Source organism: Bacillus sp. FSL P4-0248 (assembly GCF_038593305.1).
In the GTDB taxonomy this organism is placed as follows: Bacteria; Bacillota; Bacilli; order Bacillales; family Bacillaceae; genus Bacillus; species Bacillus safensis.
On the sequence record NZ_CP151983.1, the window covers coordinates 1,383,573 to 1,408,817 of the forward strand.

Annotated in this window: 26 protein-coding genes; 22 read left to right on the forward strand and 4 right to left on the reverse strand. The window is 41.8% G+C overall.

Annotated elements, in window-relative coordinates; genetic code table 11:
• Positions 1 to 142 precede the first annotated feature (142 nt).
• The 3 genes from ftsW (at position 143) to NST65_RS07030 (ending at position 6,415) form a co-directional block, all read left to right on the forward strand.
• Positions 143 to 1,354, forward strand: a complete 1,212-nt coding sequence (ftsW, locus tag NST65_RS07020; protein WP_034281653.1) for a putative lipid II flippase FtsW — start codon at positions 143 to 145, stop codon at positions 1,352 to 1,354.
• A 79-nt stretch (positions 1,355 to 1,433) separates the two neighbouring features.
• Positions 1,434 to 4,880 carry a pyruvate carboxylase gene (gene pyc / locus NST65_RS07025; protein ID WP_034281655.1) on the forward strand — a complete coding sequence of 1,149 codons (3,447 nt, stop codon included), beginning with the start codon at positions 1,434 to 1,436 and terminating at the stop codon, positions 4,878 to 4,880.
• 98 nt (positions 4,881 to 4,978) lie between these two features.
• On the forward strand, positions 4,979 to 6,415 hold the full coding sequence (locus NST65_RS07030) for a deoxyribodipyrimidine photo-lyase (RefSeq protein WP_227001716.1): 1,437 nt from the start codon (positions 4,979 to 4,981) through the stop codon (positions 6,413 to 6,415).
• Positions 6,416 to 6,452: 37 nt separating this feature from the next.
• Here the strand turns inward: NST65_RS07030 and NST65_RS07035 are convergent, their stop codons facing one another.
• Positions 6,453 to 7,376, reverse strand: a complete 924-nt coding sequence (locus tag NST65_RS07035; RefSeq protein WP_034281657.1) for a heme A synthase — start codon at positions 7,374 to 7,376, stop codon at positions 6,453 to 6,455.
• A 393-nt stretch (positions 7,377 to 7,769) separates the two neighbouring features.
• Here NST65_RS07035 and cyoE point away from each other — a divergent pair, with 393 nt between their 5' ends.
• From cyoE to ctaG, 6 genes are all read left to right on the forward strand, one after another.
• Positions 7,770 to 8,687 (forward strand): heme o synthase, encoded by a 918-nt coding sequence (cyoE, locus tag NST65_RS07040; RefSeq protein WP_034281660.1) that lies wholly within the window; start codon positions 7,770 to 7,772, stop codon positions 8,685 to 8,687.
• A 279-nt stretch (positions 8,688 to 8,966) separates the two neighbouring features.
• Positions 8,967 to 10,034, forward strand: coding sequence for a cytochrome c oxidase subunit II (coxB, locus tag NST65_RS07045; RefSeq protein WP_034281662.1), 1,068 nt, complete (start codon positions 8,967 to 8,969; stop codon positions 10,032 to 10,034).
• Positions 10,035 to 10,209: 175 nt separating this feature from the next.
• The gene (gene ctaD / locus NST65_RS07050; RefSeq protein ID WP_034281664.1) at positions 10,210 to 12,081 is read left to right on the forward strand and encodes a cytochrome c oxidase subunit I; all 1,872 of its coding nucleotides are present in this window, start codon (positions 10,210 to 10,212) and stop codon (positions 12,079 to 12,081) included.
• Positions 12,078 to 12,701 (forward strand): cytochrome c oxidase subunit III, encoded by a 624-nt coding sequence (gene ctaE, locus NST65_RS07055; protein WP_087977219.1) that lies wholly within the window; start codon positions 12,078 to 12,080, stop codon positions 12,699 to 12,701. Before ctaD ends, ctaE begins: the two co-directional genes overlap by 4 nt.
• A gap of 2 nt (positions 12,702 to 12,703) precedes the next feature.
• Positions 12,704 to 13,033, forward strand: a complete 330-nt coding sequence (gene ctaF, locus NST65_RS07060) for a cytochrome c oxidase subunit IVB (RefSeq protein ID WP_024426910.1) — start codon at positions 12,704 to 12,706, stop codon at positions 13,031 to 13,033.
• A gap of 30 nt (positions 13,034 to 13,063) precedes the next feature.
• The gene (ctaG, locus tag NST65_RS07065; RefSeq protein ID WP_034281665.1) at positions 13,064 to 13,942 is read left to right on the forward strand and encodes a cytochrome c oxidase assembly factor CtaG; all 879 of its coding nucleotides are present in this window, start codon (positions 13,064 to 13,066) and stop codon (positions 13,940 to 13,942) included.
• Positions 13,943 to 14,009: 67 nt separating this feature from the next.
• Here the strand turns inward: ctaG and NST65_RS07070 are convergent, their stop codons facing one another.
• On the reverse strand, positions 14,010 to 14,375 hold the full coding sequence (locus tag NST65_RS07070; RefSeq protein ID WP_024426911.1) for a YugN family protein: 366 nt from the start codon (positions 14,373 to 14,375) through the stop codon (positions 14,010 to 14,012).
• Between the two features lie 161 nt (positions 14,376 to 14,536).
• On the opposite strand from NST65_RS07070, the gene NST65_RS07075 reads away from it, so the two are divergent.
• From NST65_RS07075 to coaD, 9 genes are all read left to right on the forward strand, one after another.
• Complete coding sequence (locus NST65_RS07075; RefSeq protein WP_029707658.1) at positions 14,537 to 14,959, forward strand: CBS domain-containing protein; 423 nt, start codon at positions 14,537 to 14,539, stop codon at positions 14,957 to 14,959.
• A 122-nt stretch (positions 14,960 to 15,081) separates the two neighbouring features.
• A complete protein-coding gene (locus tag NST65_RS07080; protein WP_024426913.1) occupies positions 15,082 to 16,125 on the forward strand; it encodes a CAP domain-containing protein in 1,044 nt (347 codons plus the stop codon).
• Positions 16,126 to 16,235: 110 nt separating this feature from the next.
• The gene (locus tag NST65_RS07085; RefSeq protein ID WP_024426914.1) at positions 16,236 to 16,649 is read left to right on the forward strand and encodes a YlbD family protein; all 414 of its coding nucleotides are present in this window, start codon (positions 16,236 to 16,238) and stop codon (positions 16,647 to 16,649) included.
• A gap of 19 nt (positions 16,650 to 16,668) precedes the next feature.
• On the forward strand, positions 16,669 to 16,917 hold the full coding sequence (locus NST65_RS07090; RefSeq protein ID WP_024424278.1) for a YlbE-like family protein: 249 nt from the start codon (positions 16,669 to 16,671) through the stop codon (positions 16,915 to 16,917).
• Between the two features lie 73 nt (positions 16,918 to 16,990).
• Positions 16,991 to 17,398: a hypothetical protein gene (locus NST65_RS07095; RefSeq protein WP_081124349.1), complete on the forward strand. Its 408-nt coding sequence runs from the start codon at positions 16,991 to 16,993 to the stop codon at positions 17,396 to 17,398.
• Between the two features lie 57 nt (positions 17,399 to 17,455).
• Positions 17,456 to 17,905, forward strand: coding sequence for a YlbF family regulator (locus NST65_RS07100; protein WP_007499807.1), 450 nt, complete (start codon positions 17,456 to 17,458; stop codon positions 17,903 to 17,905).
• 65 nt (positions 17,906 to 17,970) lie between these two features.
• Positions 17,971 to 18,243, forward strand: coding sequence for a YlbG family protein (locus NST65_RS07105; protein ID WP_024424276.1), 273 nt, complete (start codon positions 17,971 to 17,973; stop codon positions 18,241 to 18,243).
• 280 nt (positions 18,244 to 18,523) lie between these two features.
• Positions 18,524 to 19,111, forward strand: a complete 588-nt coding sequence (rsmD, locus tag NST65_RS07110; RefSeq protein ID WP_254967935.1) for a 16S rRNA (guanine(966)-N(2))-methyltransferase RsmD — start codon at positions 18,524 to 18,526, stop codon at positions 19,109 to 19,111.
• A gap of 1 nt (position 19,112) precedes the next feature.
• Positions 19,113 to 19,595 carry a pantetheine-phosphate adenylyltransferase gene (coaD, locus tag NST65_RS07115; protein ID WP_024426917.1) on the forward strand — a complete coding sequence of 161 codons (483 nt, stop codon included), beginning with the start codon at positions 19,113 to 19,115 and terminating at the stop codon, positions 19,593 to 19,595.
• A 13-nt stretch (positions 19,596 to 19,608) separates the two neighbouring features.
• On the opposite strand, the gene ylbJ is transcribed toward coaD, so the two are convergent.
• On the reverse strand, positions 19,609 to 20,817 hold the full coding sequence (gene ylbJ / locus NST65_RS07120; protein ID WP_081124350.1) for a sporulation integral membrane protein YlbJ: 1,209 nt from the start codon (positions 20,815 to 20,817) through the stop codon (positions 19,609 to 19,611).
• Between the two features lie 156 nt (positions 20,818 to 20,973).
• Between ylbJ and NST65_RS07125 the strand changes: the two genes are divergently transcribed.
• Positions 20,974 to 21,753, forward strand: a complete 780-nt coding sequence (locus tag NST65_RS07125) for a patatin-like phospholipase family protein (protein ID WP_041117300.1) — start codon at positions 20,974 to 20,976, stop codon at positions 21,751 to 21,753.
• Positions 21,754 to 21,757: 4 nt separating this feature from the next.
• A complete protein-coding gene (locus NST65_RS07130) occupies positions 21,758 to 22,786 on the forward strand; it encodes a SepM family pheromone-processing serine protease (protein WP_046310849.1) in 1,029 nt (342 codons plus the stop codon).
• Between the two features lie 233 nt (positions 22,787 to 23,019).
• On the opposite strand, the gene NST65_RS07135 is transcribed toward NST65_RS07130, so the two are convergent.
• Positions 23,020 to 24,267: a nucleotidyltransferase gene (locus NST65_RS07135; protein WP_046312219.1), complete on the reverse strand. Its 1,248-nt coding sequence runs from the start codon at positions 24,265 to 24,267 to the stop codon at positions 23,020 to 23,022.
• A 206-nt stretch (positions 24,268 to 24,473) separates the two neighbouring features.
• On the opposite strand from NST65_RS07135, the gene NST65_RS07140 reads away from it, so the two are divergent.
• Positions 24,474 to 24,992, forward strand: a complete 519-nt coding sequence (locus NST65_RS07140) for a DUF177 domain-containing protein (protein ID WP_019743276.1) — start codon at positions 24,474 to 24,476, stop codon at positions 24,990 to 24,992.
• A gap of 21 nt (positions 24,993 to 25,013) precedes the next feature.
• Positions 25,014 to 25,187 carry a 50S ribosomal protein L32 gene (rpmF, locus tag NST65_RS07145; protein WP_008354700.1) on the forward strand — a complete coding sequence of 58 codons (174 nt, stop codon included), beginning with the start codon at positions 25,014 to 25,016 and terminating at the stop codon, positions 25,185 to 25,187.
• The last annotated feature ends 58 nt before the right edge of the window (positions 25,188 to 25,245 follow it).

The following is a 25,245-nucleotide window of genomic DNA, read 5'->3' on the forward strand; positions in this document are numbered from 1 at the left end:
TGACGGCAAACGGACTTGATTCTTTCATGAATGACGAACAATATAAAAGAGGTAAAACGGGATCAAACGGAGAAAATGTAGTAGAATAAGAACAGCTAAGAAGATATCAAGCAGTAGAAACAGACGTTAGGAAGAGGATTATATGTTAAAGAGAATGCTAAAATCGTATGACTACTCATTATTGTTCGCCATCATCTTAATCAGCGCATTCGGTTTGGTTATGGTATATAGCTCAAGTATGATTACATCTGTTATCAGATACGATGCCGCGCCAGATAACTTTTTTAAGAAACAGCTCTTATTTATGATTGTTGGAGCAGCCATCTTAATCTTTACAGCATTAGTTCCATATCAGCTGTTTTCAAATAAGAAATTCCAGATTGGTATGCTGCTGATTTCAGTTTTTTCCCTCATCTATGTGTACTTTCTCGGTCATGTTGCAGGGAACGCAAGAAGCTGGATCAAATTAGGCCCTTTTAGTCTTCAGCCAGCTGAATTTGTGAAGATTGTCGTCATCATCTATCTTGCTGCGGTCTATGCCAAAAAGCAGCATTATATTGATCATATTTTAAGAGGTGTCACGCCTCCAATCGTGATTGTCTCTATCCTGTGCGGATTTATCATTTTGCAGCCAGACTATGGGACAGCCTTTATTATTGGCATGATTGCCCTTGCGATGATTTTATGCTCAGGCTTTAGCGGCAAAACGCTTGCGAAGCTGCTGGCGCTATTTAGCGCAGTGATGGTCGTCGTGACCCCGTTTATTATTCTTTTTTGGGATAAAATTTTCACGCAAAATCGTCTCGGACGTTTTGAGAGTTTCCAAGATCCATTTAAAGATGCAGGGGCTACTGGGCATCAATTGATTAATTCATATTATGCGATTGGATCAGGCGGCTTTTTTGGACTCGGTCTAGGGGAAAGTGTTCAAAAGTACGGGTATCTTCCAGAACCGCACACAGATTTTATCATGGCAATTATCTCAGAAGAGCTTGGTTTTTTCGGCGTGTTTTTTGTTCTCGCTCTTCTTGGTTTCATCGTCGTGAAAGGTTTTTATATTGCGAGAAAGTGTGAAGATCCGTTTGGAAGTTTGCTTGCAATAGGAATTTCCTCCATGATTGCGATCCAAACTTGTATCAATTTAGGCGGTGTTTCAGGTCTTATTCCAATTACTGGGGTGACACTTCCGTTTATCAGCTACGGGGGATCGTCTATCATTTTACTTAGCATCTGTATGGGAATGCTGCTGAATATCAGCATGTTTACTGAATATAAAGAGCGTTATAAAAAGAAAAAATCAATAAGCAGACCATCGGTTGAAAAAAATGGATTGCAGAAAACTTTGAATCTTTAGAAAACAAAAGTGTACAGTTTTCATTTCTTCCTTTATTATAGAGTACATATAAAATTTTAAGGGATATGGAGGAGTGAGAATGTCACAGAGAACAATTCAAAAGGTTCTAGTTGCAAACAGAGGGGAAATCGCTATCAGAGTCTTCAGGGCCTGTACAGAGCTCAACTTACGTACAGTGGCCATTTATTCCAAAGAAGACTCTGGCTCTTATCATCGCTATAAAGCTGATGAAGCATATCTAGTTGGAGAAGGGAAAAAACCGATTGATGCCTACCTCGATATCGAGGGGATCATCGAAATTGCAAAACGAAATGACGTGGATGCGATTCATCCAGGCTACGGATTTTTATCCGAAAACATTCATTTTGCAAGACGATGCGAAGAGGAAGGCATTCAATTTATCGGTCCAACTTCTCAGCATTTAGATATGTTTGGAGATAAAGTAAAGGCGAGAGATGAAGCGAAAAAAGCTGGTATTCCAGTCATTCCAGGAAGTGACGGACCAGTTGATTCGGTCGAAGAAGTCGAAAAATTCGGTGAAGAATACGGTTACCCGTTTATTATTAAAGCTTCACTAGGCGGCGGCGGCCGGGGTATGCGCATTGTCAGATCAAAAGAAGAGCTGAAGGAAGCCTATGACCGTGCGAAGTCAGAGGCAAAAGCTGCTTTTGGAAATGACGAAGTATACGTTGAAAAGCTGATTGAAAATCCAAAACATATTGAAGTGCAGGTGATTGGAGACAATCACGGCAATATCATTCATTTATATGAGCGTGACTGCTCTGTTCAAAGGCGGCATCAAAAGGTCATTGAAGTGGCGCCAAGTGTGTCTCTAACAGATCAATTGCGTGAAGATATTTGCGAAGCAGCTGTCCAGCTGGCCAAGAATGTATCATACATTAATGCAGGGACTGTAGAATTCCTTGTTGCAAATGGAGAGTTTTACTTTATTGAAGTCAATCCAAGGGTGCAGGTAGAACACACGATTACAGAAATGATCACAGGTGTCGATATCGTTCAAACCCAAATTCTTGTTGCAAAGGGGCATAACCTTCACAGCAAAGAAGTTGGTATTCCAAAGCAAGAAGATATCTTTACACACGGCTTTGCCATTCAATCAAGGGTCACAACAGAAGATCCTTTAAATGACTTTATGCCAGACACAGGAAAAATTATGGCCTACCGCTCAGGTGGGGGATTTGGTGTACGTCTTGATACAGGGAACAGCTTCCAAGGTGCGGTCATTACACCTTATTACGACTCACTATTGGTCAAGCTGTCTACATGGGCGCTCACGTTTGATCAAGCGGCTGCTAAAATGGTTCGAAATTTACAAGAATTCAGGATTCGCGGGATTAAAACTAACATCCCATTTCTTGAAAATGTGGCTAAGCATGAGAAGTTCCTAAAAGGGGAATACGATACATCGTTTATCGACTCAACGCCAGAGCTATTTAATTTCCCTAAGCAAAAAGACCGTGGAACGAAGATGCTGACTTATATTGGTAACGTTACCATTAATGGGTTCCCGGGTATTGCGGAGAAAAAGAAGCCTCATTTTGACAAGCCAGACGTACCGAAGCTTCCTCTTAATCAAGAGATTCCGTCTGGGACAAAACAATTGTTAGATACGCATGGACCTGAGGGACTTGCCAACTGGGTAAAAGAACAAAATAACGTCCTTTTAACTGACACAACCTTTAGAGATGCGCATCAGTCTCTGCTTGCGACACGCTTCAGAACACATGATTTAAAGAAAGTTGCCCAGCCGACAGCAGGTTTATGGCCAGAGCTGTTTAGTATGGAAATGTGGGGCGGGGCTACATTTGATGTTGCGTACCGTTTCTTAAAAGAAGATCCTTGGGAACGATTGAAAGAGCTTCGTCAAGAAGTGCCAAACACGCTGTTCCAAATGCTGTTAAGATCATCAAATGCTGTCGGATATACAAACTATCCGGATAATGTGATCAAAGCATTTGTAAAAGAATCAGCCGAGGCAGGCATTGATGTGTTCCGTATTTTCGACAGCTTAAACTGGGTCAAAGGCATGACGCTTGCCATTGATTCTGTTCGGGAATCAGGCAAAGTGGCAGAGGCGGCGATTTGTTATACGGGAGATATTCTTGATCCATCTCGTCCAAAATATGATCTTGATTACTATGTATCTCTTGCAAAAGAGCTTGAATCTGCCGGCGCGCATATTTTAGGTATTAAAGATATGGCGGGGCTATTAAAACCGCAGGCAGCCTACGAGCTAGTCTCTGCTTTAAAAGATGAGCTTACGATCCCTATCCACCTTCATACGCATGACACGAGTGGAAATGGACTGTTCACCTATGCAAGAGCGATTGATGCAGGTGTTGATATTGTGGATGTTGCCGTCAGCTCTATGGCAGGACTCACATCGCAGCCAAGTGCAAGCTCACTTTATTATGCTTTAGATGGACATGAAAGAAAGCCAGACATGAATGTCCAATCTGTCGAACGCCTTTCTCAATACTGGGATTCCGTCAGAAAATACTATCATGAATTTGAAAGCGGCATGAATTCGCCTCATACAGAAATTTATGAGCATGAAATGCCTGGCGGTCAATATAGTAACTTGCAGCAGCAGGCGAAAGGTGTCGGTCTTGGCGAGCGCTGGAATGAAGTAAAGGAAATGTACAGACGTGTGAATGACATGTTTGGTGATATTGTAAAGGTAACACCATCCTCTAAAGTAGTTGGAGATATGGCACTTTACATGGTGCAAAATGATCTAACAGAAGAAGATGTTTATGAAAAAGGCGCAACACTAGACTTCCCGGATTCTGTTGTGGAATTATTTAAAGGCTATTTAGGCCAGCCGCATGGCGGATTCCCAGAAAAGCTGCAAAAGCTGATTTTAAAAGGGGAAGAGCCTCTTACTGTCAGACCTGGTGAGAAGCTGAAGCCAGTGGACTTTGAAGACATTAAGAAGCAGTTCAAAGAATCTCATGACCTGACGTTAACAGAGCAAGACGCAATTGCGTATGCCTTATATCCGAAAGTCTTTTCTGAATTTGTCCAAACAGCAGAAAGCTATGGTGACATCTCTGTTCTTGATACACCAACGTTCTTCTACGGGATGAGGCTTGGAGAAGAGATTGAGGTAGAAATCGAAAAAGGAAAAACCCTGATTGTCAAACTCGTATCAATTGGTGAACCGAATCCAGATGCCACAAGAGTTCTTTACTTTGAGTTAAATGGCCAGCCGCGTGAAGTGGTGATTAAGGATGAAAGCATCAAATCCTCCGTTCAAGAAAAAATGAAGGCGGACCGTTCAAATCCAAATCACATCGCCGCATCGATGCCAGGCACTGTCATTAAAGTACTCGTGGAAAAAGGGCAGAAAATTTCACAAGGTGAGCATTTGATGATCAATGAAGCCATGAAAATGGAAACGACTGTACAAGCACCATTTTCTGCGGTCGTAGATGAAATACATGTGACAAATGGAGAACCGATTCAAACCGGTGATCTGTTAATCGTATTAAAGCCTGAATAAGAAGTGAGACACATCCACCGTGATGTGTCTTTTTTGAGCGCATTAAAATGTGCAGCAGCCAGTGAGAGTGATTACACTATAGAGTGAGGTGAAGAAGGTTGGACAACATTGTTGTGATTTGGTTTCGCCGGGATATGCGATTAGATGATCATATCGCCTTATCAAAAGCGATCACATATGCAAAAAAACACGAGTACAAATTATTTGCTCTTTATCATCTAGATCCATTTTTTACTGAAATGGACCTCGATTTAAACAACGAACATTTTTTTCAAAGCTTGGCGCATTTTATCAAGAAAGCAAGAGAATCTCAAATGTATGTTCATCTTCTCTATGGTGATGTCTTGCGTGCCTTTCAGCAAGTTATCGATGTGTATGACATCAAAGCTGTCTTTTTTAATGAAGATCAAGTGGGAATCGGTCAAAAGCGTGACCATCAAGTAACCGCTTTTTTAGAAAAGAAGGGCATTCATGTATCAAAATGGCAAGATACACACCTTCACGGGGCGCAAGATATCTTAAAAAGGGATGGCACTCATTATCAAGTGTTTACTCCATACTATCAATCATGGCGAAAGCAAGAGAAGCAGCCTGTGATAAAAGTTGACAAATCATTTCTCAGCAGCGCTCATACGATTTGTGATGAGTCACTTTCACACAAAGGGAATGACAAACTACGCAGTATAATCATGAGATGCTCAAGAAAATTTGATCAAATCGGTTCACGCAAAGCGATGAACACGCTGCATGACTTTATCCAAAAAAGACTAACACGTTACCATGAAAAACGAGATATGCCATCTGTTTTTGGAACGAGCAAGCTGTCACGTTTCTTGAAAACAGGGACTATCTCAATTCGAACGATCTTTTATGCGGTACATGAGGAAGCACTGTTTGAAGACGAGGGCAGAGAAACCTTTATCAAAGAGCTGGCGTGGCGAGATTTTTACCATATGATTTATGCTCATTATCCAGAAATGAAAGAAAAAGAAATCAATTCAGCGTTTCAAGGGATGAAATGGAATGAAGATGAGACGCTGTTTGAAGCATGGTGTAAAGGTGAAACAGGCTTTCCTCTCGTTGATGCAGGGATGAGACAGTTAAATGAGGAAGGCTGGATGCATAACCGTTTAAGGATGGTCACCGCCTCATTTTTAACAAAGGATTATTTGATTGATTGGAGAAAGGGAGAATCGTATTTTGCAAAAAAGCTTGTGGATTATGATGAGGCTTCGAATATCGGAGGATTTCAGTGGGCAGCTTCTGTTGGGACAGATGCCGTGCCGTACTTCCGTATTTTTAACCCAACGACCCAGTCAAAGCGGTTTGATCCAAGCGGGGAATATATTAGAAGATATGTACGAGAGCTAGAGCATGTTGAGGAAAAATGGATTCATGAACCAAGTAAAATGCCGATAGATGAACAACGGAAATCGAGCTGTGTGCTGGGTGATACATACCCGCTGCCGACAGTTGATCACAAGGAAAGACGCAAAAAAGCCATCTCGCTATTCGAAGAAGCAAAACGACAATAAAGAATCCCCCTCTCTACATGAAAGGGGGATACAATTTTTATCTAAATGGCTCTTTGCTTTCATATTTAAACCGGGCAATAAGTAAGCAGAAGTAGCATAGCACCCCAAACAAACAAGAAATAAAGAATGAATGAGCCAGCGCGTAACCAAGTGCAAGCTGAGAATAAACAGACATCACACCTGAAATGGCTTGAAGTGTAATCAGAATGGCTGAGATAATCCACCCATAATAAAGCTGCTTCTGTTCTTTATAATGTTTTATGGCATGGAACATAGCGACAAATATCCAGACGAATAAAAGAAGTGCTGCTGCTCGGTGAGACATTTGAACCCACTGATTAAAATACGCTGGAAGCGCACCGTCTTTTGAACAAAACGGGAAGACAGAACAAGCAAGGCTTGACTTTGTATGTCTCACATAAGCGCCCGTATATACCACGATATACGTATACGTAATCAACCCATAAATATGGAACTGCATTTTTTTGCCGATATGAAGCGGCTTCACAAGCTTTGTTTCAGATCTGGTTGCTTCAAAGACAAGAAGTGCAAGCAGTAATACTGAAGCAAATGAAATGAGTGAAATACCGAAGTGCAGTGCCATCACAAGTGCGTTAGAACCAAATACGACGGCAAGAGCTCCTAACAGCGCTTGAAGCATTAAAAATATAATGGACATGATGACCAAAAATTTGGTTTCACGGAATACTGGACTAATTTTTTTCCAGCATAAGACCGCCAGTGCCAGAACAAGAATGGTGGAAACCCCTGTTGACATGCGGTGACTCCATTCGATGATGGAAGCGGGGTTCATTTCAGGAAAGAAACGACCGTGGCAAAGGGGCCACTGTCTACCGCAGCCAAGACCCGAACCGGTTTTCGTCACAAGCGCACCGCCAATCAGCACGATCAGCATCACAAACGTTGTGATCACGCTCAATAGCCTTAAAGCAAATTTCATCAAATTATTTCACCTTCTCTAAAAAACTTCTGATGTAAATGAAAACCTCACATGCTCTCAAGTTTAAGCCAAATGCGTGTTCTGTTGCAATTCATAATGACCAAAGTTCACAAAAAAATGATATGTTAGTTCACAAAGTTTACAGATTTAGAGTGCTTGATCTTTCTTTGACAGTCTGATAGAAATAGAGGAGAGAATATTTCATTTTGCACCGCCTTCTGAAACACACATATATCCTAATAAATTCACGAAAAGTTCACAAATAACTTCAAGTTTGTCGTTTATTATTTAATAGGATGTTTTTTTACAGCTGTTTATCTTGTATGATAGAGTTGTAATGATTTTACGTGTCATTCGTTCGTTTGAAGGTTTGGGCAAGGGAGGTTATACACATTGGCAAATTCCAAAACAGCCGCGGAAGCAGCTATTCATGGACAAATAGAAGAAACAACAGCGTGGAAAGATTTTCTTGCTCTGATTAAAATGGGCATCGTCAATTCCAATTTCATTACGACATTTACTGGAATGTGGCTTGCTTTTTATTTTACAGGTATGAGTTTTCTTGGAAATCTTGATATTGTGCTGTTAACAATGATTGGTTCTTCTCTTATTATTGCCGGTTCATGCGCAATTAATAATGCGTTTGACCGTGATATTGATATATTAATGGAAAGAACAAAAACAAGACCGACGGTTACAGGTAAAATTCAGCCGGGGCAAGCGTATGCATTTGGCATTCTGCTTGTTGTATTAGGACTCATTATGCTTCTGATGACAACCATTACATCAGCAGTGATTGGATTTATTGGAGTCTTTACTTATGCGGTTCTTTACACCATGTGGTCTAAACGCCATTACACGATCAATACAGTTATCGGAAGTGTATCTGGCGCGGTTCCGCCATTAATCGGCTGGACAGCTGTCACAGGTACAATCGACACAACGGCTTGGGTTTTGTTTATGATTATGTTCATTTGGCAAATCCCGCACTTCCTGTCACTTGCGATTAAGAAAACGGAAGATTACCGTAAGGCGGGCATTCCAATGCTGCCAGTTGTTTACGGCTTTGAAGTCACAAAACGCCAGATCATCATTTGGACAGCATGTCTTCTACCGCTTCCATTTTTCTTAGGTGGATTAGGATGGCCGATTGTCGCACTTGGTACATTGCTTAATATTGGATGGCTTGTTATTGGCCTTATGGGCTTTAAAATGAAAGACATCATGAAGTGGTCGACGCTCATGTTCGTTTATTCATTAAACTACTTAACCATCTTTTTCGTAGCGATGATTATTATTACACTATTCTAGAGTGAAATACACTTTGATCACATCAAAACAATGGCTATATCTTATAACACAACATTTTCTAACAACTATGAAAGCCGCCTGATATTCAGTTCTATTTAGGCGGCTTTCTGTTTATACATAGATGGTATTTTGAGTAAAAACATCATTTTTTTATGAAAAGAGGAAATGTAAGTGCTTTTATAAGAGGCGGGGGTTATAGATGGGTGAGAAGTGATTTTATAAATAAGAGGTAAAAAGCGAAAGGCAAAGGAGATCAAGCAAAAGGGGTTGGGACAAATTATGATAAGAAAATGGCGTGTTTATTCACTGTTTCTCTTACTGACGCTCGTTTTGGCGGGCTGTGGTGAACCATACTTATCAACACTCAAGCCAGTTGGGGAAGTAGCAGATAAACAGTTTTTCCTAACGGTACTGAGTACACTTATTATGGTTCTTGTCGTCATTGTTGTATCGATCATTTTCTTTTACGTCATCATTAAATTCAAACGTTCTAAAGTGGGAGAAGATACGATTCCAAAGCAGGTGGAAGGGAACCGCAACTTGGAAATCACATGGACAGCGATTCCGATTCTTCTACTCATTATTCTCGTTGTACCTGTTGTTGCATACACGCTTGAACTAGGGGACACAAGCGCTATGGATAAGAAAAAACGAGATCCTGAAAAGACACTTGTTGTTAATGTAAGGGCCAGCTTATATTGGTGGGAATTTGAATACCCTGATTATGGGATTGTCACAAGTCAGGAATTGATCGTACCAACAGATCAAAAGGTGTATTTTAAGCTGAAAGCATCCGATGTCAAACACTCATTCTGGATTCCATCGGCTGGCGGTAAAATTGATACAAACACAGATAATGAGAACAAATTTTATTTAACCTTTGACTCGAAACGAACGAAAGATGCAGGGGAATATTTCTACGGGAAATGTGCGGAGCTTTGCGGGCCGTCACATGCTTTAATGGACTTTAAAGTTAAAACGCTTTCTCAAGATGAGTTCTTAGGATGGACGAAAAAAATGGCTGATTACAAGAAGCCTGAATCCACAAAGGATCTCGCTTTAGAGGGTGAAAAGCTATTTAAAGAGAAAAACTGCTTAAGCTGTCACGCAGTAGAGCCTGGTGACAAGCGGCCGGAAGCAGCAAGGACAGCACCAAACCTTGCGACCTTCGGAGAGCGAACGAAAGTAGCTGGAATCAAAGACATGAACAAAGAAAATGTGAAAGCATGGCTGAAAGATCCGGAAAGCTTTAAACCAGGTAATAAAATGACAGGAACGTACCCTAAATTAAATGACTCAGAAGCAGATGCACTTTACGAGTATTTAAAAGGTCTTAAAATCGAGTAACAACTAGAGCAGATATTCAAGAGGGTATGTGATCGATGTGAAGTTTTTGTTAAGAGCTCCCGAATATGTCTCTACAACCGAGAAGCCGTCATCTGTCAGACATAGTCTGCTTAAAGGATCGTGAAGAAAGACATCTATATGAAAAGGGGCAAATGGGAGATAAGAGGGGGATTTCATGGTGAGTACAATAGCTAAAAAGCGGGGGTTTGGCGCTGTCTTATGGGATTACTTGACAACGGTTGACCACAAAAAAATTGCCATATTATATTTAGTGGCAGGGGGATTTTTCTTTTTGGTTGGCGGGATAGAAGCGATGTTTATCCGTATTCAGCTAGCCATCCCTGAAAGTGATTTTGTCAGTGCAGGGGTTTACAATGAAATCATGACGATGCATGGAACGACAATGATTTTCCTTGCAGCTATGCCGCTTTTATTTGCATTAATGAATGCGGTTGTACCAATTCAAATTGGTGCACGTGACGTAGCATTTCCGTTTGTGAATTCACTTGGTTTTTGGTTATTCTTTTTCGGAGGAATTTTCTTAAACCTTGGATGGTTTATGGGCGGAGCACCTGATGCTGGCTGGACTGCATACGCTTCGCTCACGCTGAATTCAGAAGGGCATGGAATGGATTTCTATATTTTAGGTTTGCAGATTGCGGGTATTGGTACGCTGATTGCCGGGATTAACTTTCTTGCAACGATTATTAATATGAGAGCGCCTGGCATGACGTATATGAGAATGCCGCTCTTTACTTGGACGACATTTGTCGCCTCTGCACTTATTTTATTCGCATTCCCGCCGCTGACAGCAGGGCTTGCGATGCTGATGCTTGATAGAATGTTTGACACGAGCTTTTTCAATCCAGAGCTTGGAGGAAATACAATCATCTGGGAGCATTTGTTCTGGATTTTCGGACACCCGGAAGTATATATCTTGATCCTGCCGGCATTCGGAATCTTCTCTGAGATCATTCCGGTGTTTGCAAGAAAAAGATTGTTTGGTTACTCGTCCATGGTGTTCGCTACTGTATTGATTGGTTTCCTTGGATTCATGGTATGGGCGCATCACATGTTCACTACGGGGCTTGGACCTATCGCCAATGCGATCTTTGCTGTAGCGACCATGGCAATTGCGGTGCCAACAGGAATTAAAGTATTCAACTGGCTGCTCACGATATGGGGCGGTAATGTTAAGTTTACAACGCCGATGCTTTATTCTGTTGCCTTTATTCCGTCGTTCTTACTTGGCGGGGTAACTGGGGTCATGCTTGCGGCAGCTGCAGCGGATTATCAGTTCCATGATACGTATTTTGTTGTGGCGCATTTCCATTACGTCATTATCGGCGGGGTTGTATTCGGTATTCTAGCAGGTGTGCATTACTGGTGGCCGAAGATGTTTGGAAAAATACTGAATGAGAAGCTTGGAAAAATTGGCTTTGTGCTGTTTTTCATCGGTTTCCATTTAACTTTCTTTATCCAGCATTTTCTCGGTCTATGGGGCATGCCGCGCCGGGTCTTTACATTCCTGCCAGGTCAGGGTCTCGAGCTTGGGAACTTGATCAGTACGATTGGGGCACTGTTTATGTTTGTAGCTGTTGTGATCATGCTGATTAATATCATCTGGACAACAGCCAAAGGGGAGCGTGTATCGAGCGATCCTTGGGGAGATGGAAGAACACTTGAATGGGCAGTGTCTTCGCCTCCGCCAGAATACAACTTTAAACAGCTTCCGCTTGTTAGAGGACTAGATCCATTATGGATTGAAAAAATGGATGGTAAAAAAGGAATGACAGCATCTGAACCGCTCGATGATATTCACATGCCGAATAACTCCATCTTGCCTGTCATTATCTCATTCGGTCTATTTGTGTCAGCGTTTGGTTTCATGTATCGTCAAGAGCACAGCTGGGGGCTTCCGGTGATCTTCATTGGTCTTGGCATTACGTTTGCGACCATGCTGGTTAGGTCTCTGAAAGATGATCATGGATACCATATTCACAAAGAAGATTTGACTGACGACGATGATAAAGGGGTGAAAGCATAATGGAACCACAAAAAATGACGGCGGAAACCTTTCCGGCTTCTCCTGAGAAGGCCACGTTAGAAGGGAAGAATAAGTTTGTCGGGTTCTGGCTGTTTCTTGGAGGAGAAACCGTTCTGTTTGCATCGCTTTTCGCCACTTATTTGGCGCTGAAAAACTCAAATGCAGGCGGAGCAAAAACAACTGATATGTTTGACCTCACACTTGTCTTTATTGCCACAATGCTTCTATTAACGAGCAGTTTAACGAGTGTGTATGCCATGTACCATATGAAAAACTTTGCCTTTAAAAAGATGCAGCTTTGGCTTGGTATCACGGTCCTTTTAGGTGCTGGATTTTTAGGGGTTGAGATTTATGAGTTTTATCACTATGTGCATGCGTATGAGTTTACGATTACCAGCTCAGCTCTTGGTTCTTCCTTCTATACACTTGTTGGAACTCACGGAGCTCACGTTGCCTTCGGACTTTGCTGGATTACCGCTCTTATGATTCGAAATATGAGACGCGGACTAGATTTATACAATGCGCCGAAATATTATGTGGCAAGTCTCTATTGGCACTTCATTGATGTTGTGTGGGTCTTCATCTTTACCGTTGTATATTTAATGGGAATGGTGGGATAAGAATGGGAAATAAAAACACAAATCAGTCCAAAGTCGATCTTGTATATCGTAAAAAGAAAAATGCCGAGGAAATGAAGCATCAGCTCATTTCCTTCGGCTTGATGATTGGATTAACATTTGTTGCGTTTTTAACGATCGCCTCAGAAGACGTTGGAAATTGGTTCGCAGTACCATTTATTTTACTGCTTGCAGGCATTCAGGTAGCTTTTCAGCTTTATTATTTTATGCACATGAACCAAAAAGGGCATGAAACACCCGCCTTGTTTCTATACTCAGGTGTGTTTGTTGCGTTTATTACCGTATTAGCCTTTTTGACCATTATATGGTGGTAAACCCGCTTTGCCCTTGAAGGAGGCGCAGCAATGGAGAACTTAGAAATATTCGGATTTCGGGCATTATGGAGCCCTTATTATTTGACTTGTATTGTGATAGCAGCTGCTCTTTATCTGCTTCTTGTGACAAAGGGAAAGCACCGTGCGACGGTGAAAGAGAAAACGTTATTTCTGACGGGGCTTGTTCTGTTATATGCTGTGAAAGGGAGCCCAATTGATTTAATGGGGCATATTATGTTTAGTGCACATATGGCGCAAATGGCGGTGCTATACCTAGTCATCCCGCCTCTCCTTATTACAGGATTGCCTCCAGCCATATGGGAGCGGATCATTCAAACACCAGGTATTCAAGCTGTTTTCCGTTTGTTTTCCAAACCTTTAATTGCACTGCTTGGATTTAACGGATTGTTTTCGCTGTATCACATTCCGCTTGTGTTTGATTTTGTGAAAACAGATCCGTTTTACCACGCATTGATGACGGTGGTTATTTTTATCGCTGCCTTTTTCATGTGGTGGCCGCTTGTCCATAAAGTCCAAAGTCAGCCGCAGATCACAGGCATTTTGAAGCTTGGATATATCATGGCAGACGGGATATTGATGACTCCGGCCTGCGCACTCATCATGTTTAGTGAGGCACCGATTTATGCAACCTATTCAGATGCAGGCGCCTGGATACAAGCACTGCATTTATGTGTGCCAAGTGATATGCTTGCTGGCCTTGCTCTCACTGGCCCTGATATGTTCCACACCTTGCCGCTGCTAGAGGATCAGCAGCTAGGTGCCATTTTAATGAAAATTATTCAGGAGATTGTGTACGGCTCTATTCTTGCTGTTGTCTTCTTTGACTGGGCAAGAAAAGAAAGAGCGAAAGATGCCGTACCAGATGCGCTTATTCCGAAATATGAATAAAAAAAGCACAGCCAGATGGCTGTGCTTTCATCTAGGGCTAAAATAAAGAATATTTTAGCCCTTTGTTTTATGCTTCAGCCGTCATGGCTTCTAGTTTTTCCTTCAGCTGTGCAAGTGTTTTTTTGCTCGATTGGATGAGAGACTTAGGGAATTCTTCGCCTTCGCCGTATTCAACGCCATGTGGATAATAGTGTTTTCCAAGTAATGGTGTTAGAAGCTGAATGTGTGCCTTTTTGGCACCGACATCTCCTTCAGTAGCGTAGCCGGAAATCCGTAAATAAAAGGTTCCCTCTACCATGCTGTACTTTCTGTCGTATGTCACACGCTCATAATCCCATTGATCGGCTCGTACAAATCCTTCGCTTTCCATAATGAAATCTAATTTATTTAAGTCAGCTGATACCTCTTCAATCCCCGTACCTTCAAACTTCACCCAAAACCCCTCCTTATAAATTTTCCCTTTACTGACAATCATAGTATGAAAGCGTTAAACTTTCAACTGTGAAAGGTATGTTCTTTTATAAGCTGGTTACAGTAATAAAGAAAATAACGGATGGAGGAATCAACGTGAAAACGAAAAAAATCAAAGATATTATGACAAAAAAAGTAGTGACATGTCAGCAAGATGACAATACGTATGAAGCAGCAGTCAAAATGAGAGATGCTGATATCGGTGCCATTCCAGTGGTTGACGGAGATCAGCTCGTTGGGATAGTGACAGACCGTGACCTTGTGCTTAGAGGCATTGCAGAAAAAAAGCCAAACTCACAGGAAGTGGGCTCGCTGATGACAAAGGAAGTACTAACAGCTGAAGAAGATGCAACACTTGAAGAAATTGTCCGGCTCATGTCAGAGCATCAGCTCCGCCGCATTCCTGTTGTAAAAAACGGCGCATTAACAGGGATTGTCGCTCTAGGAGATTTATCAGTCGAAGATTTATCAAATGATCGCGCGGGAGAGGCACTGACAGAAATCTCTCAACAGGATCAAGATCATGGACAAGGATTTCTTCATTAAGAGGGGCATATTTTAAATTCGTGTTAAATAGGCTGTATTGTCGTTGATAAATGGAGCAAGTTTTGTTTAAATGACAGTAGAAGGTACTTTTTGTACCTTGCCAATTTAACGGAGGTGTTTATTTGAAAACTGTGCTCAAAACACTCCTCATCCTCCTGATTATATCTGGAACATACGTTCTGTTTATTCAATATGGATCTTCACCAGAAAAAGAAAACAGCAATGAACCGAAGGTGTCTAATGAAGAAACATCTAGCGATAAGCCGATCAACATCCCAAAAAAGGGACTCATGTCCTTTATGGGGAAATCTTCAAACGAAGTGCTTAAACAGCTGGGAGAACCAGATCGCATTGATCCTTCCGCATATGATTATGACTGGTGGATTTACAACCAATCGAAGAAGCACTATATTCAAGTAGGGGTAAAGGATAGTAAAGTGGTGACCTTGTTTGCAACAGGAGACGGACTGAATGTAGAACCGTTTAAAATCGGTCAAGCCACAAGTGAAGTATTTAAGAAAACACAAATTGCACCTTACATTCATGTAGAGGATGAACAAAATTCATACCGCTTTGAATTCTCAGAAGATGATATGAATACAAGACCCACTGTGAAAGTCGGAGATGATGTGTATGTTCAGCTTTACATGGATAAGTTTGAAAGCACCCTTTCAAGTATCAGGGCCTTCAACGCAGATACATTTGTGAAACAAAAGCCGTATGAGGTGGTCTATCGAGGTCAATTGATAGAACCTGAGGCGATATCAGGTGAAAAGTGGAAAGATATCGAAGCTTCCAGTCAAAAACAAATTTTTGATATGACCAATATTATCCGCCATAAGTACAACCTGCCGATCTTAAAGTGGGATGATGAAACCTCTGAAGTGGCCTTCATGCATAGTGAGGACATGAAAGAGAATCATTATTTCTCCCATGAATCTAAAAAATACGGTACGCTGAAAGACCGGTTAGAAAGAGGCGAGGTGGGCTTTCAGCTCGCAGGTGAAAACATTGCTTATAACTATGTCGATGGACCCGCAGCGGTAGAGGGCTGGCTCAATAGTGAAGGTCACAGGAAGGCGTTATTAAATAAAGATTACACGCATCTTGGCGTAGGAGTAAAAGAAAAATATTACACCCAAAATTTCATCAAGAAAACATCTTAAACGAAAGCAGCTGCATGGTCGCAGCTGCTTTTTTGATGGTTAAAAAGAGGCTCACCAAAACAGATGCTGATGTATATAGTATAGTAGGCATTTGTATGGGGGGTGAGGATATGACAAACAAGCAAAAACAAACATCCATAGATGAATTTAAACAATTCGTCAGACGCCATCCGAAGTTAATTCAAGAAGTGCAATCGCAAGAAAAAAGCTGGCAAAGTGTATACGAGAATTGGGTCATGTTTGGTGAGGAAGATGAGATGTGGTCACCTTACCGGCAATCGAAATCTGAAGATGCGAAAGAAGAAAAAGCCTCTAAGCCAAGTGAAACAGGAAAAGCAGATTTCATGTCTAAAATGGTTTCTGCTGTGAAAAAAATGGACGCTGATCAAATGAATGAACAGATTAACAAAATGAGCCAGTCTATTTCCTCTTTACAAAGCTTACTCGGCCAATTTTCATCCAATGGTTCAAAGAAAGGTTCATCTGGAGGCAGTCAGCACCCATTCTCCTTCAGGAAAGATTAAGTGAAAGGGGATGCTTCTGGTGCGAAAAGAAGTACAGGAATTTGTCATGGCCGAAGAGGAGCGAATCAAATTCATAAGGCAGCGTCCTATCTGGTACAGACAGCTGACGCGGCATCCTGAAAATCTAACGTCCTTTGAATTAGATAAAATGAACTTTTACGAAAAAACCATTCCTCATCGTGTGAGTCAGTTGAGCAATAGCGTCCAAATGGCTGAAATGATGATTCAAATGTTCCAAGCAATGCGCAATCAAAATGGAGCCGGCTGAGGCTTTTTTTGAGTTGATTAAGATGTCTATTTCCTGAGCATCCTATAAAAGTAGATGAAAGGAGAATCAGATGATGAAATGGATGCTGTCAATAGGCGCATTGCTTTTTCTTGTCACCGGGTGTCAAAGTCAACATGGAGAAGAGCAAGTGATTAAGCAAGACCCAGCAGTACCAGTCATGCAGCAAGCCCAAAGCGCAATGAAGCAGCAAGGCTTTTTGAAATACAAAGTGCAAGGGTCGTCTGTCTATATAGAAAGTACACTTCAAGATTTTCATCTTCAGCCAGAGCGTCTGAAAAAGAACGAGAAGGCGGGATATTTTACAGTGTATGTAGACGGGAAACGTGCAGGGAATGAGTATACCGCGGCATTTGTGGTCAAGCATCTTTCAAAAGGAAAGCATAAAATGACCGTTGTGCTGAATTCCCGTCATCCAGAATATCAACAGAAAAGAGAGACATGGGATGTATTTGTCACGTAAAAGCATTTTCTGATCCATAGGTTTCGTGGTAAACTATGAATTGGAGGTGCAACATTTATGTATGCGACAATCGAATCTGTGGAGCTCCAAGAGGAAGCAAATCAATTGGCTGCCATGATTCTTCAGTCGGAGGAGGCTGAACATTACCGCAACTGCTTTAAGCGTCTCCAGCAAGACGAAGAAGCCCAACAAATTATTGCCCATTTTACAAAAGTAAAAGAGCAGTATGAGGATGTGCAGCGGTTCGGCAAGTATCATCCGGACTATAGAACGATCTCAAAGGAAATGCGTGAGGTCAAAAGAAAGCTAGATCTTCACGATACAGTGGTTGATTTCAAAAAAGCAGAAACAGCGATTCAATCCATCTTAGATGAGATTAGTATTGAAATCGGTCAAGCTGTATCAGCATATATTAAAGTTCCAACAGGGAACCCATATTTTGATGGTCTATCATCATGCGGCGGCGGCTGTGGATCAGGTGGCAGCTGCGGCTGTAAAGTATCTTGACGAGACTTGAATGTCTCGTCTTTTACATAATGAATGAAAAGAATTGAAAAGCGGCAGGTGAAAAGATGGAAACCAAACGTCAAGGGATGGTTGTCTGGCTGCATTCGTTAAAGCAGTCAAAAGCGCTAAGAAAATTCGGGAATGTTCACTATATTTCAAGGAAAATGAAATATGCCGTGATCTATTGTGATATGGATGATCTTGAGCGCCATATGGCTAAACTCAGCTCGTTACCATTTGTGAAACGTGTTGAGCCTTCATATAAACCTTTTATTAAATTAGAGTACGAATCCAAATTGGACAAAGCAAAAGAGTATGATTATAAGGTGGGCTTTTAAAGACACAAAAAAATCCCCGCGGCATCACCCGCGGGGTCCTTCTATTCTTAATGATTCATTAAGGAGAAGGCAAAGGGAGAGGAGAAACCGGAGGAAGAACTTATGGGGAAACGTAAGTCTTCTCCGCGGTTGGCAACAGCACCACATCAGATGCTGTTATAAGTAGTATGACCCCGGATTTCTTGATCTATACATAGAAAATGAATGAATATCATTGCATTGTTCCTTGAGGAGTGATGTGGTAAGATAATGTTGAATTTTTTGTCATAAACAATGACGAATAGAAGCAAGCAGAAAAAGTGGTGGAAAAATGAGAGTCATCTCTGGAACGAGAAAAGGCCGCACACTTAAAGCGGTACCAGGTCAATCAACAAGACCGACGACAGATAAAGTAAAAGAATCAATATTTAATATGATCGGCCCGTATTTTGATGGCGGATGGGCTCTTGATTTATTTGCAGGAAGCGGTGGTTTAGGGATTGAAGCGCTTTCTAGAGGATTCGATCATTGCATATTTGTTGATCGAGATATAAAGGCGATTCAGACGATTAAAGGAAACCTGAATCAATTGTCGCTAATGGATCAAAGTGAAGTGTTTCGAAATGAAGCAAAGCGTGCACTCGCAGCTGTTGTGAAACGAGAGGAATCCTTTCAAGCCATTTTCCTTGATCCGCCCTATAAAGATCAACAGCTAAAAGCACTTCTTGAAATGATTGACGAGCACGCCTTGTTAACAGATGACGGCGTGATCGTGTGTGAGCATGATAAAGACGTGAAGCTGCCAGAAGAAGCAGGACAGCTTCATATCACAAGACAGGAACTGTACGGATTGACTGGTATTACGATTTATAGAAAGCGGGGAAATTAGCATGGGGAACATAGCCGTTTGTCCGGGCAGCTTCGATCCAGTTACATTGGGGCATTTGGATATCATCAAAAGAGGTGCAAAGATTTTTGATGAAGTGTATGTATGTGTATTAAATAACTCATCTAAAAAACCGTTATTTACTGTTGAAGAACGGTGTGAGCTTATTCGCCAAGCGACGAAGGAGCTGCCAAATATTAAAGTTGAATCGTTTCACGGCCTGCTTGTTGATTATGCAAAGCAAAAAGAAGCCAAAGTCATTTTACGCGGATTAAGGGCTGTGACGGACTTTGAGTATGAGATGCAAGGCACCTCAATGAACAAAGTGTTAGACGATGAAATTGAAACGTTTTTTATGATGACCAACAATCAATATTCCTTCTTAAGCTCCAGTATTGTCAAAGAAGTAGCGAAATATCATGGGGCAGTCAAAGATCTTGTACCAAAAGAGGTAGAAGCAGCGCTGAAGGAAAAATTTAATGGATGAGTGCACCCGGCACTCATCCATTTTTTAATTTCCGATAGTACAGTGCGATATACACAATCAAGCTGCAAAGTGTGATCAAAGGACCAGCTGTCACAAGCTGATTCCAAACCACGCTGCTGAACATGACGACCTGCTGCCCTGCATCAAAGGCACCCGCTGGGAGAGCCATGTCTGATCGAGAGACATAAAGAGGCTTGAATAATAAAAAGGCAAAAACAGCTGCATAAATTCCGTGAAGCAAACGGGCGAAGAAAAACGGTTTAAAGCGGATATCGGTTGCCGCCAAAATGCCGGCGACTTGGGCTTGAACAGAAAACCCGCTGAATCCTAAAATAAAGCTGACGACAATGGTTTTAGCGAGAAGGGTGACTTCCTGTGACCCCGTCATCTGGCTTCCTAATGTGATTTCAAATAAACCGGCAATCATGGCAAGGTCTAATTCTGGCGGAAGATGCATCGTTTGCAGCATATATCCGAGCCCGATGGATAAAAGGTCTGTCACATGGACAACTGACAGCATTTTGCTAAACACTGAAAATAAGATTATAAAGCCGCCAATCATAAAGAGTGTTTGGACTGATGACATGACTGCATCACTTAAAATTTGGCCGAGCGGTCTTTTCTCTGCGAGTCTTGCTGTATGAAGAGCATTAAATGCCTCTTTAAACGGCGGGAATAAAAACTTCTTGCGGCTTCTTAGGTGTGCATCATGCCGCGCCTTATATCCCCGCATCGTCACACCAACAGCGAGATTCCCTAAATAATGTGCGCTGGCGAGTACAATGCCTAAAGCTGGATGATGAAAAAAACCAACAGCCACCGCACCGAAAATAAACAATGGATTTGATGAATTTGTAAAGGAAACGAGACGCTCTGCTTCGATCCGCGTCAGCTGCCTTTCCTGCCTCAGTCTTGTCGTTAATTTCGCACCAGAAGGAAACCCTGAAGCCATTCCCATAGCCAGTACAAATCCGCCTACACCCGGCACCCGGAAGATGGGGCGCATAAATGGCTCTAATAATACCCCGACAAATCTGACAATCCCGAAACTAATTAATAGCTCGGACAAAATAAAAAAAGGAAGCAATGATGGAAATACAACCTCCCACCACATTGCAAGTCCATTTTTCGACGCTTGCAAAGAGGCTTGTGGATGTGTAATCACAGTGGCTGTTAAAAAAATAAAAAAAGCAGCGATGAACAGAGTGTTCCATTTTTTCATGGAGATTTCGCCCCTTGCCGTTATGATCTATTGGCGAGCTCGTGATATTAGAAAAAGAAACTAGCCGAGCCTGTCTTCTATTACTATACGAGCAGTAGGGGCATGTTTAGACCTATAGATTCGTATATATGCATAGAAAGAGGAGGGTGGATTTTCATGAAGCGACCGATCATCGGGCTTGCACTAGGCTCCGGGGGTGCGAGGGGAATGGCGCATATCGGGGTATTGTCTAGTCTTGAGAAGCAAGGAATACAGGTAGATATGATTGCTGGAAGCAGTATTGGCGCACTTGTTGGGAGCTTTTATGCAGCAGGACAAGACGTAGAAAAAATGAAAAAACTTGCACTTGTCTTCAGAAGAAAGTATTATGCTGACTATACACTGCCAAAAATCGGTCTTTTAAAAGGAAATCGAATTTTGCAGCTGATTCACACGTTTACATATGGGAAAACATTCGAAGAATTAAGAATGCCCCTTGCGGTGGTTGCCTGTGACCTCGAAACAGGGGAGAAGGTTGTGTTTAAAGAAGGGTCTGTCTCACAAGCAGTCAGAGCAAGCATCAGTATTCCAGGCGTGTTTGTTCCTCACGAAATGGGCGGCAGACAGCTAGTGGATGGAGCGGTTGTTGACCGCATTCCTGTGTCTGTTTTAAAAGAAATGGGCGCAGACCTTATTATCGCCTCTGATGTATCAAGGGTGAAAAAAACAGAAAAGGCGACGAGATTATCGGATGTGATTATGCAAAGTTTGGACATCCTTCAAAATGAATTGGTCCGTCATCAAACCATTCATGCAGATCTCATGATCCGGCCGAGGCTTGAAACATTTAGCTCTAGTTCGTTCACCCAGGTTCAGGAGATGATTGAAGCTGGTGAGCTCGCCGCAGATCAACTAGCAGGTAAACTGAAAGATGTCATTGATAAATGGGAGTGTTAATCGAATGAAAAAATTGAATATTCGCTGGCTCAGCTTTTTTGTCGTTGTTCTTGTCTTATTTGGCTTAACTTTTGTTAAACTGCCGTATTACGTGACAAAGCCGGGTGATGCAACAGAGATTGCCCCTCACATTCAAGTGGACGGTGGATACGGCGAGAAGGGCAGCTTCTCTCTTATGACGATAAAAGTAGGTCCAGCCAATCCGTATACGTATTTACTTGCGAAAATGAATAAATATGACGAGATCGTCCCAGAAGAAAATATTAAAGCGGACGGAGAGTCGGATGAAGATTATATGAAAAGACAGCTTCAGCTGATGAAAAGCTCTCAAGAAAATGCCATGATTGCAGCGTATACAAAAGCAGGCAAAAAAGTAGATTATACGTTTAATGGGGTATATGCGAGCTACGTCATGAAAGGCATGCCTGCTTATGGCAAAATTGAAGTGGGCGACCGGATTAAAAGCGTTGATGGCAAGACGTATGATTCTGCTGATAAAATGGTGTCGTATATCAGCCGTCAAAAAGCTGGTACATCTGTCCGTTTTGTCCTTGAACGAAACGGCAAGGATATCACGCAGAAAGTGAAGTTAAAGCCTTTTAAAGAAGAGCCGAACCGAGTCGGAATTGGCGTATCATTATTTACAGACCGAAATGTGAAAGTATCGCCTTCCATTAAGGTGGATATTGAAAATATCGGCGGCCCGTCGGCAGGTTTAATGATGTCACTTGAAATTTATAACCAGCTGACAAAAGAAGACGAAACACATGGCTATGCGATTGCAGGGACTGGAACGATTGACGCTGATGGCACGGTCGGGCCAATTGGCGGAATTGATCAAAAGGTTGTTGCAGCAGATAAATCAGGAAAAGATATCTTCTTTGCACCAAACGATAAAGGTGATCCAAATTCAGACTACAAAAATGCAGTGAAAACAGCAAAAGATATCAAAAGTAATATGAAAATCGTTCCTGTGGACACAATGCAGGACGCACTGAACTATTTAAACAAGTTAAAAGAGAAAGCATCTTAATTGAAAAAAGAGCAGCCTTCATCAAAGGCTGCTCTCAGCGTGTAGACAAACCCTCGCATTCGGTGTCAGGTCTCTGCGCCGGTACTCACGAATGTCAAATTCGCTCCGTTCCGGTGCTCGCCCTTTCTAGACTTCAAAGGTTTTCTATCACGCTGAAAAGAGGACAAAGGACTAAAATAAAGATCCTTTTAGCCCTTTGTCAACAATCAGAGAGCAGCCTTAGGCTGCTTTTTTTATCGAGATTGGAAGAGACCAGTCTCTTCATCATAGCGGATCGGTGAGGTTTTAAATTCTGCTTCTGTTAACTTTGTTTGCATTGGTTCGCTGATGGGAAGGCTGAAGACGCGGGAAGCGCGAATGTCAAGATCAAGGGCAGGATGTGAAAAGGAAGACAGCTTGCTGACAAGCGGTACGTCCAATTCCTTTTTTACAAGAGATAAGTATTGCTGACCTTTCTTTGACATACCAAGTAAACGAATGTATGGTGCTTGTTTCTCCTTTAGCAGCTCATGCATGACCGTTTTCTTCACCCTCATTAAAAGGTGCGTATTCATCCGCTGCAGCCTTGTCCACGTATATCGTTTTGTTTTCACAAGTGATAGATATTCCTCGTAGGAGGACGCATGTGTGATCGCCTTTTGCATGCGGTGTTCGATGCCTTCTTCAATTTCATAGATGCCTTCTAGTTCTGCTGTATCCATTGTGTGAAACACATGTTTTAAGAAGCTGAAATAGTCTTCTTGCGTATGTAAAAGATCATAAGAAGAATAATAGTCATGTAATTGCTTAAGCGAGGCTGCCGGGAGATAAGAGGCGACAGTTTCAAATGACCCATTCTCTTTTAAGGCTTTTCGGATGCTTGTAGCGCTTGCGATTTTCTGATGTTTAGGAAGCTCTTGATCATGATAACCGGATGCAATTCTTTGAGAGGTAAAGGGCTCTATGTGAGGAGATCTCTCTAAGATGGCTTTGACATAATGGAAGCCTAAAATGTTATTAGGCCTAGACAGATCCAGTAAGTGTTTCGGATCAATGACCTCTTGAAACGCAGCGGCAGCGGCAGCCGGATAACTAAGACCTTCTTTTACCTTTGCTTTTGTGAAAAGGTCGATTTCTTCTTTTTTCTCATGCCAAGCGTGCGCTGTTCGCTCAAATGCTTTGATGTCTCCGTCCTCACTTCCGAAAAAAAGGGAGCGGCATTTTAAAGCATCTAGAATAGACACAGCGCCGTTTGCAAAGGTTTCTGCCTTTTGCACTGCATATATGTATGGAAGCTCACACACGATGTCTACACCGTTTTGCAATGCCATTTTTGTTCGTGCCCATTTTGAGACGATAGCGGGCTCTCCGCGCTGGAGAAAGGATCCGCTCATGACGGCAATGGCTACATCTGAGGAGGTATGTGTTTTCGCCTGGCGAACATGATAGGCATGTCCATAATGAAATGGATTGTACTCGACAACAACTCCTGTTGCTTTCAATAGATGTTCCGCCTTTCTTGCTATGGTTAAATGGTCTATGCTACAGTAGCATAAGGGAAAAATGAAGCCCATTTTTTTCAGTGTAGGCATTCCGTGAACTGATGTCAAACAACGCTCTGACATCACAAAGGACTGTAAAGAAAAAATATTGACAAATAGCATGATGAAAGCTATAATCATGTTTGTTGCTCTTAGAGGTGATACAATTGAAATGGACAGTTTATCAGTTACATCAAAAAGCTAAAAACAGCTTCGATTTTCATGAGACGGTTGACTTAAATGAACTTACTAGCCTTCATTCAGATATACGTCGTATTTCACCGGTAGAGGTGAAAGGGACTGGAGTGATCGAATCAAAGCAAGTCGCATTTGATTTAACCATCACAGGTGAAATGACACTGCCTTGTTCAAGAACGCTTGTTGATGTAAATTATCCATTTGCGATTTCAACGAAAGAACTATTTGTACTTCATAAGACAGACGATATAGAAGATGAAGACGTATCTGTTGTAGAAGACGATATCATCGACTTAACGCCTATAGTCAAGGAAGAAATTCTTCTTGAAGTGCCGATGCAAATCTTTTGCGACCAAACAGACGTAAAAGGTGCTGCGCCACAGGAAGGGAATGACTGGGCGGTCATTTCGGAAGATGCACATCAAAACCGAATTGATCCGCGTCTGGAAGGCTTGAAGAAGCTCTTAGAAGAAAATAATGAATCTTAACTCTTTAAGGAGGTGGGAATAATGGCTGTACCTTTTAGAAGAACTTCTAAAATGAAAAAAAGATTGCGTCGTACGCATTTCAAACTACAAGTACCTGGTATGGTAGCTTGCCCAGAATGCGGTGAAATGAAAATTTCTCATCGTGTCTGCAAATCTTGCGGAACATACAAAGGCAAAGACGTAAAAAGCAACTAATGCTTGATAAAAAAGCGTAAGGGAATCTTCCCTTGCGTTTTTTTATTTGTCTATTTTT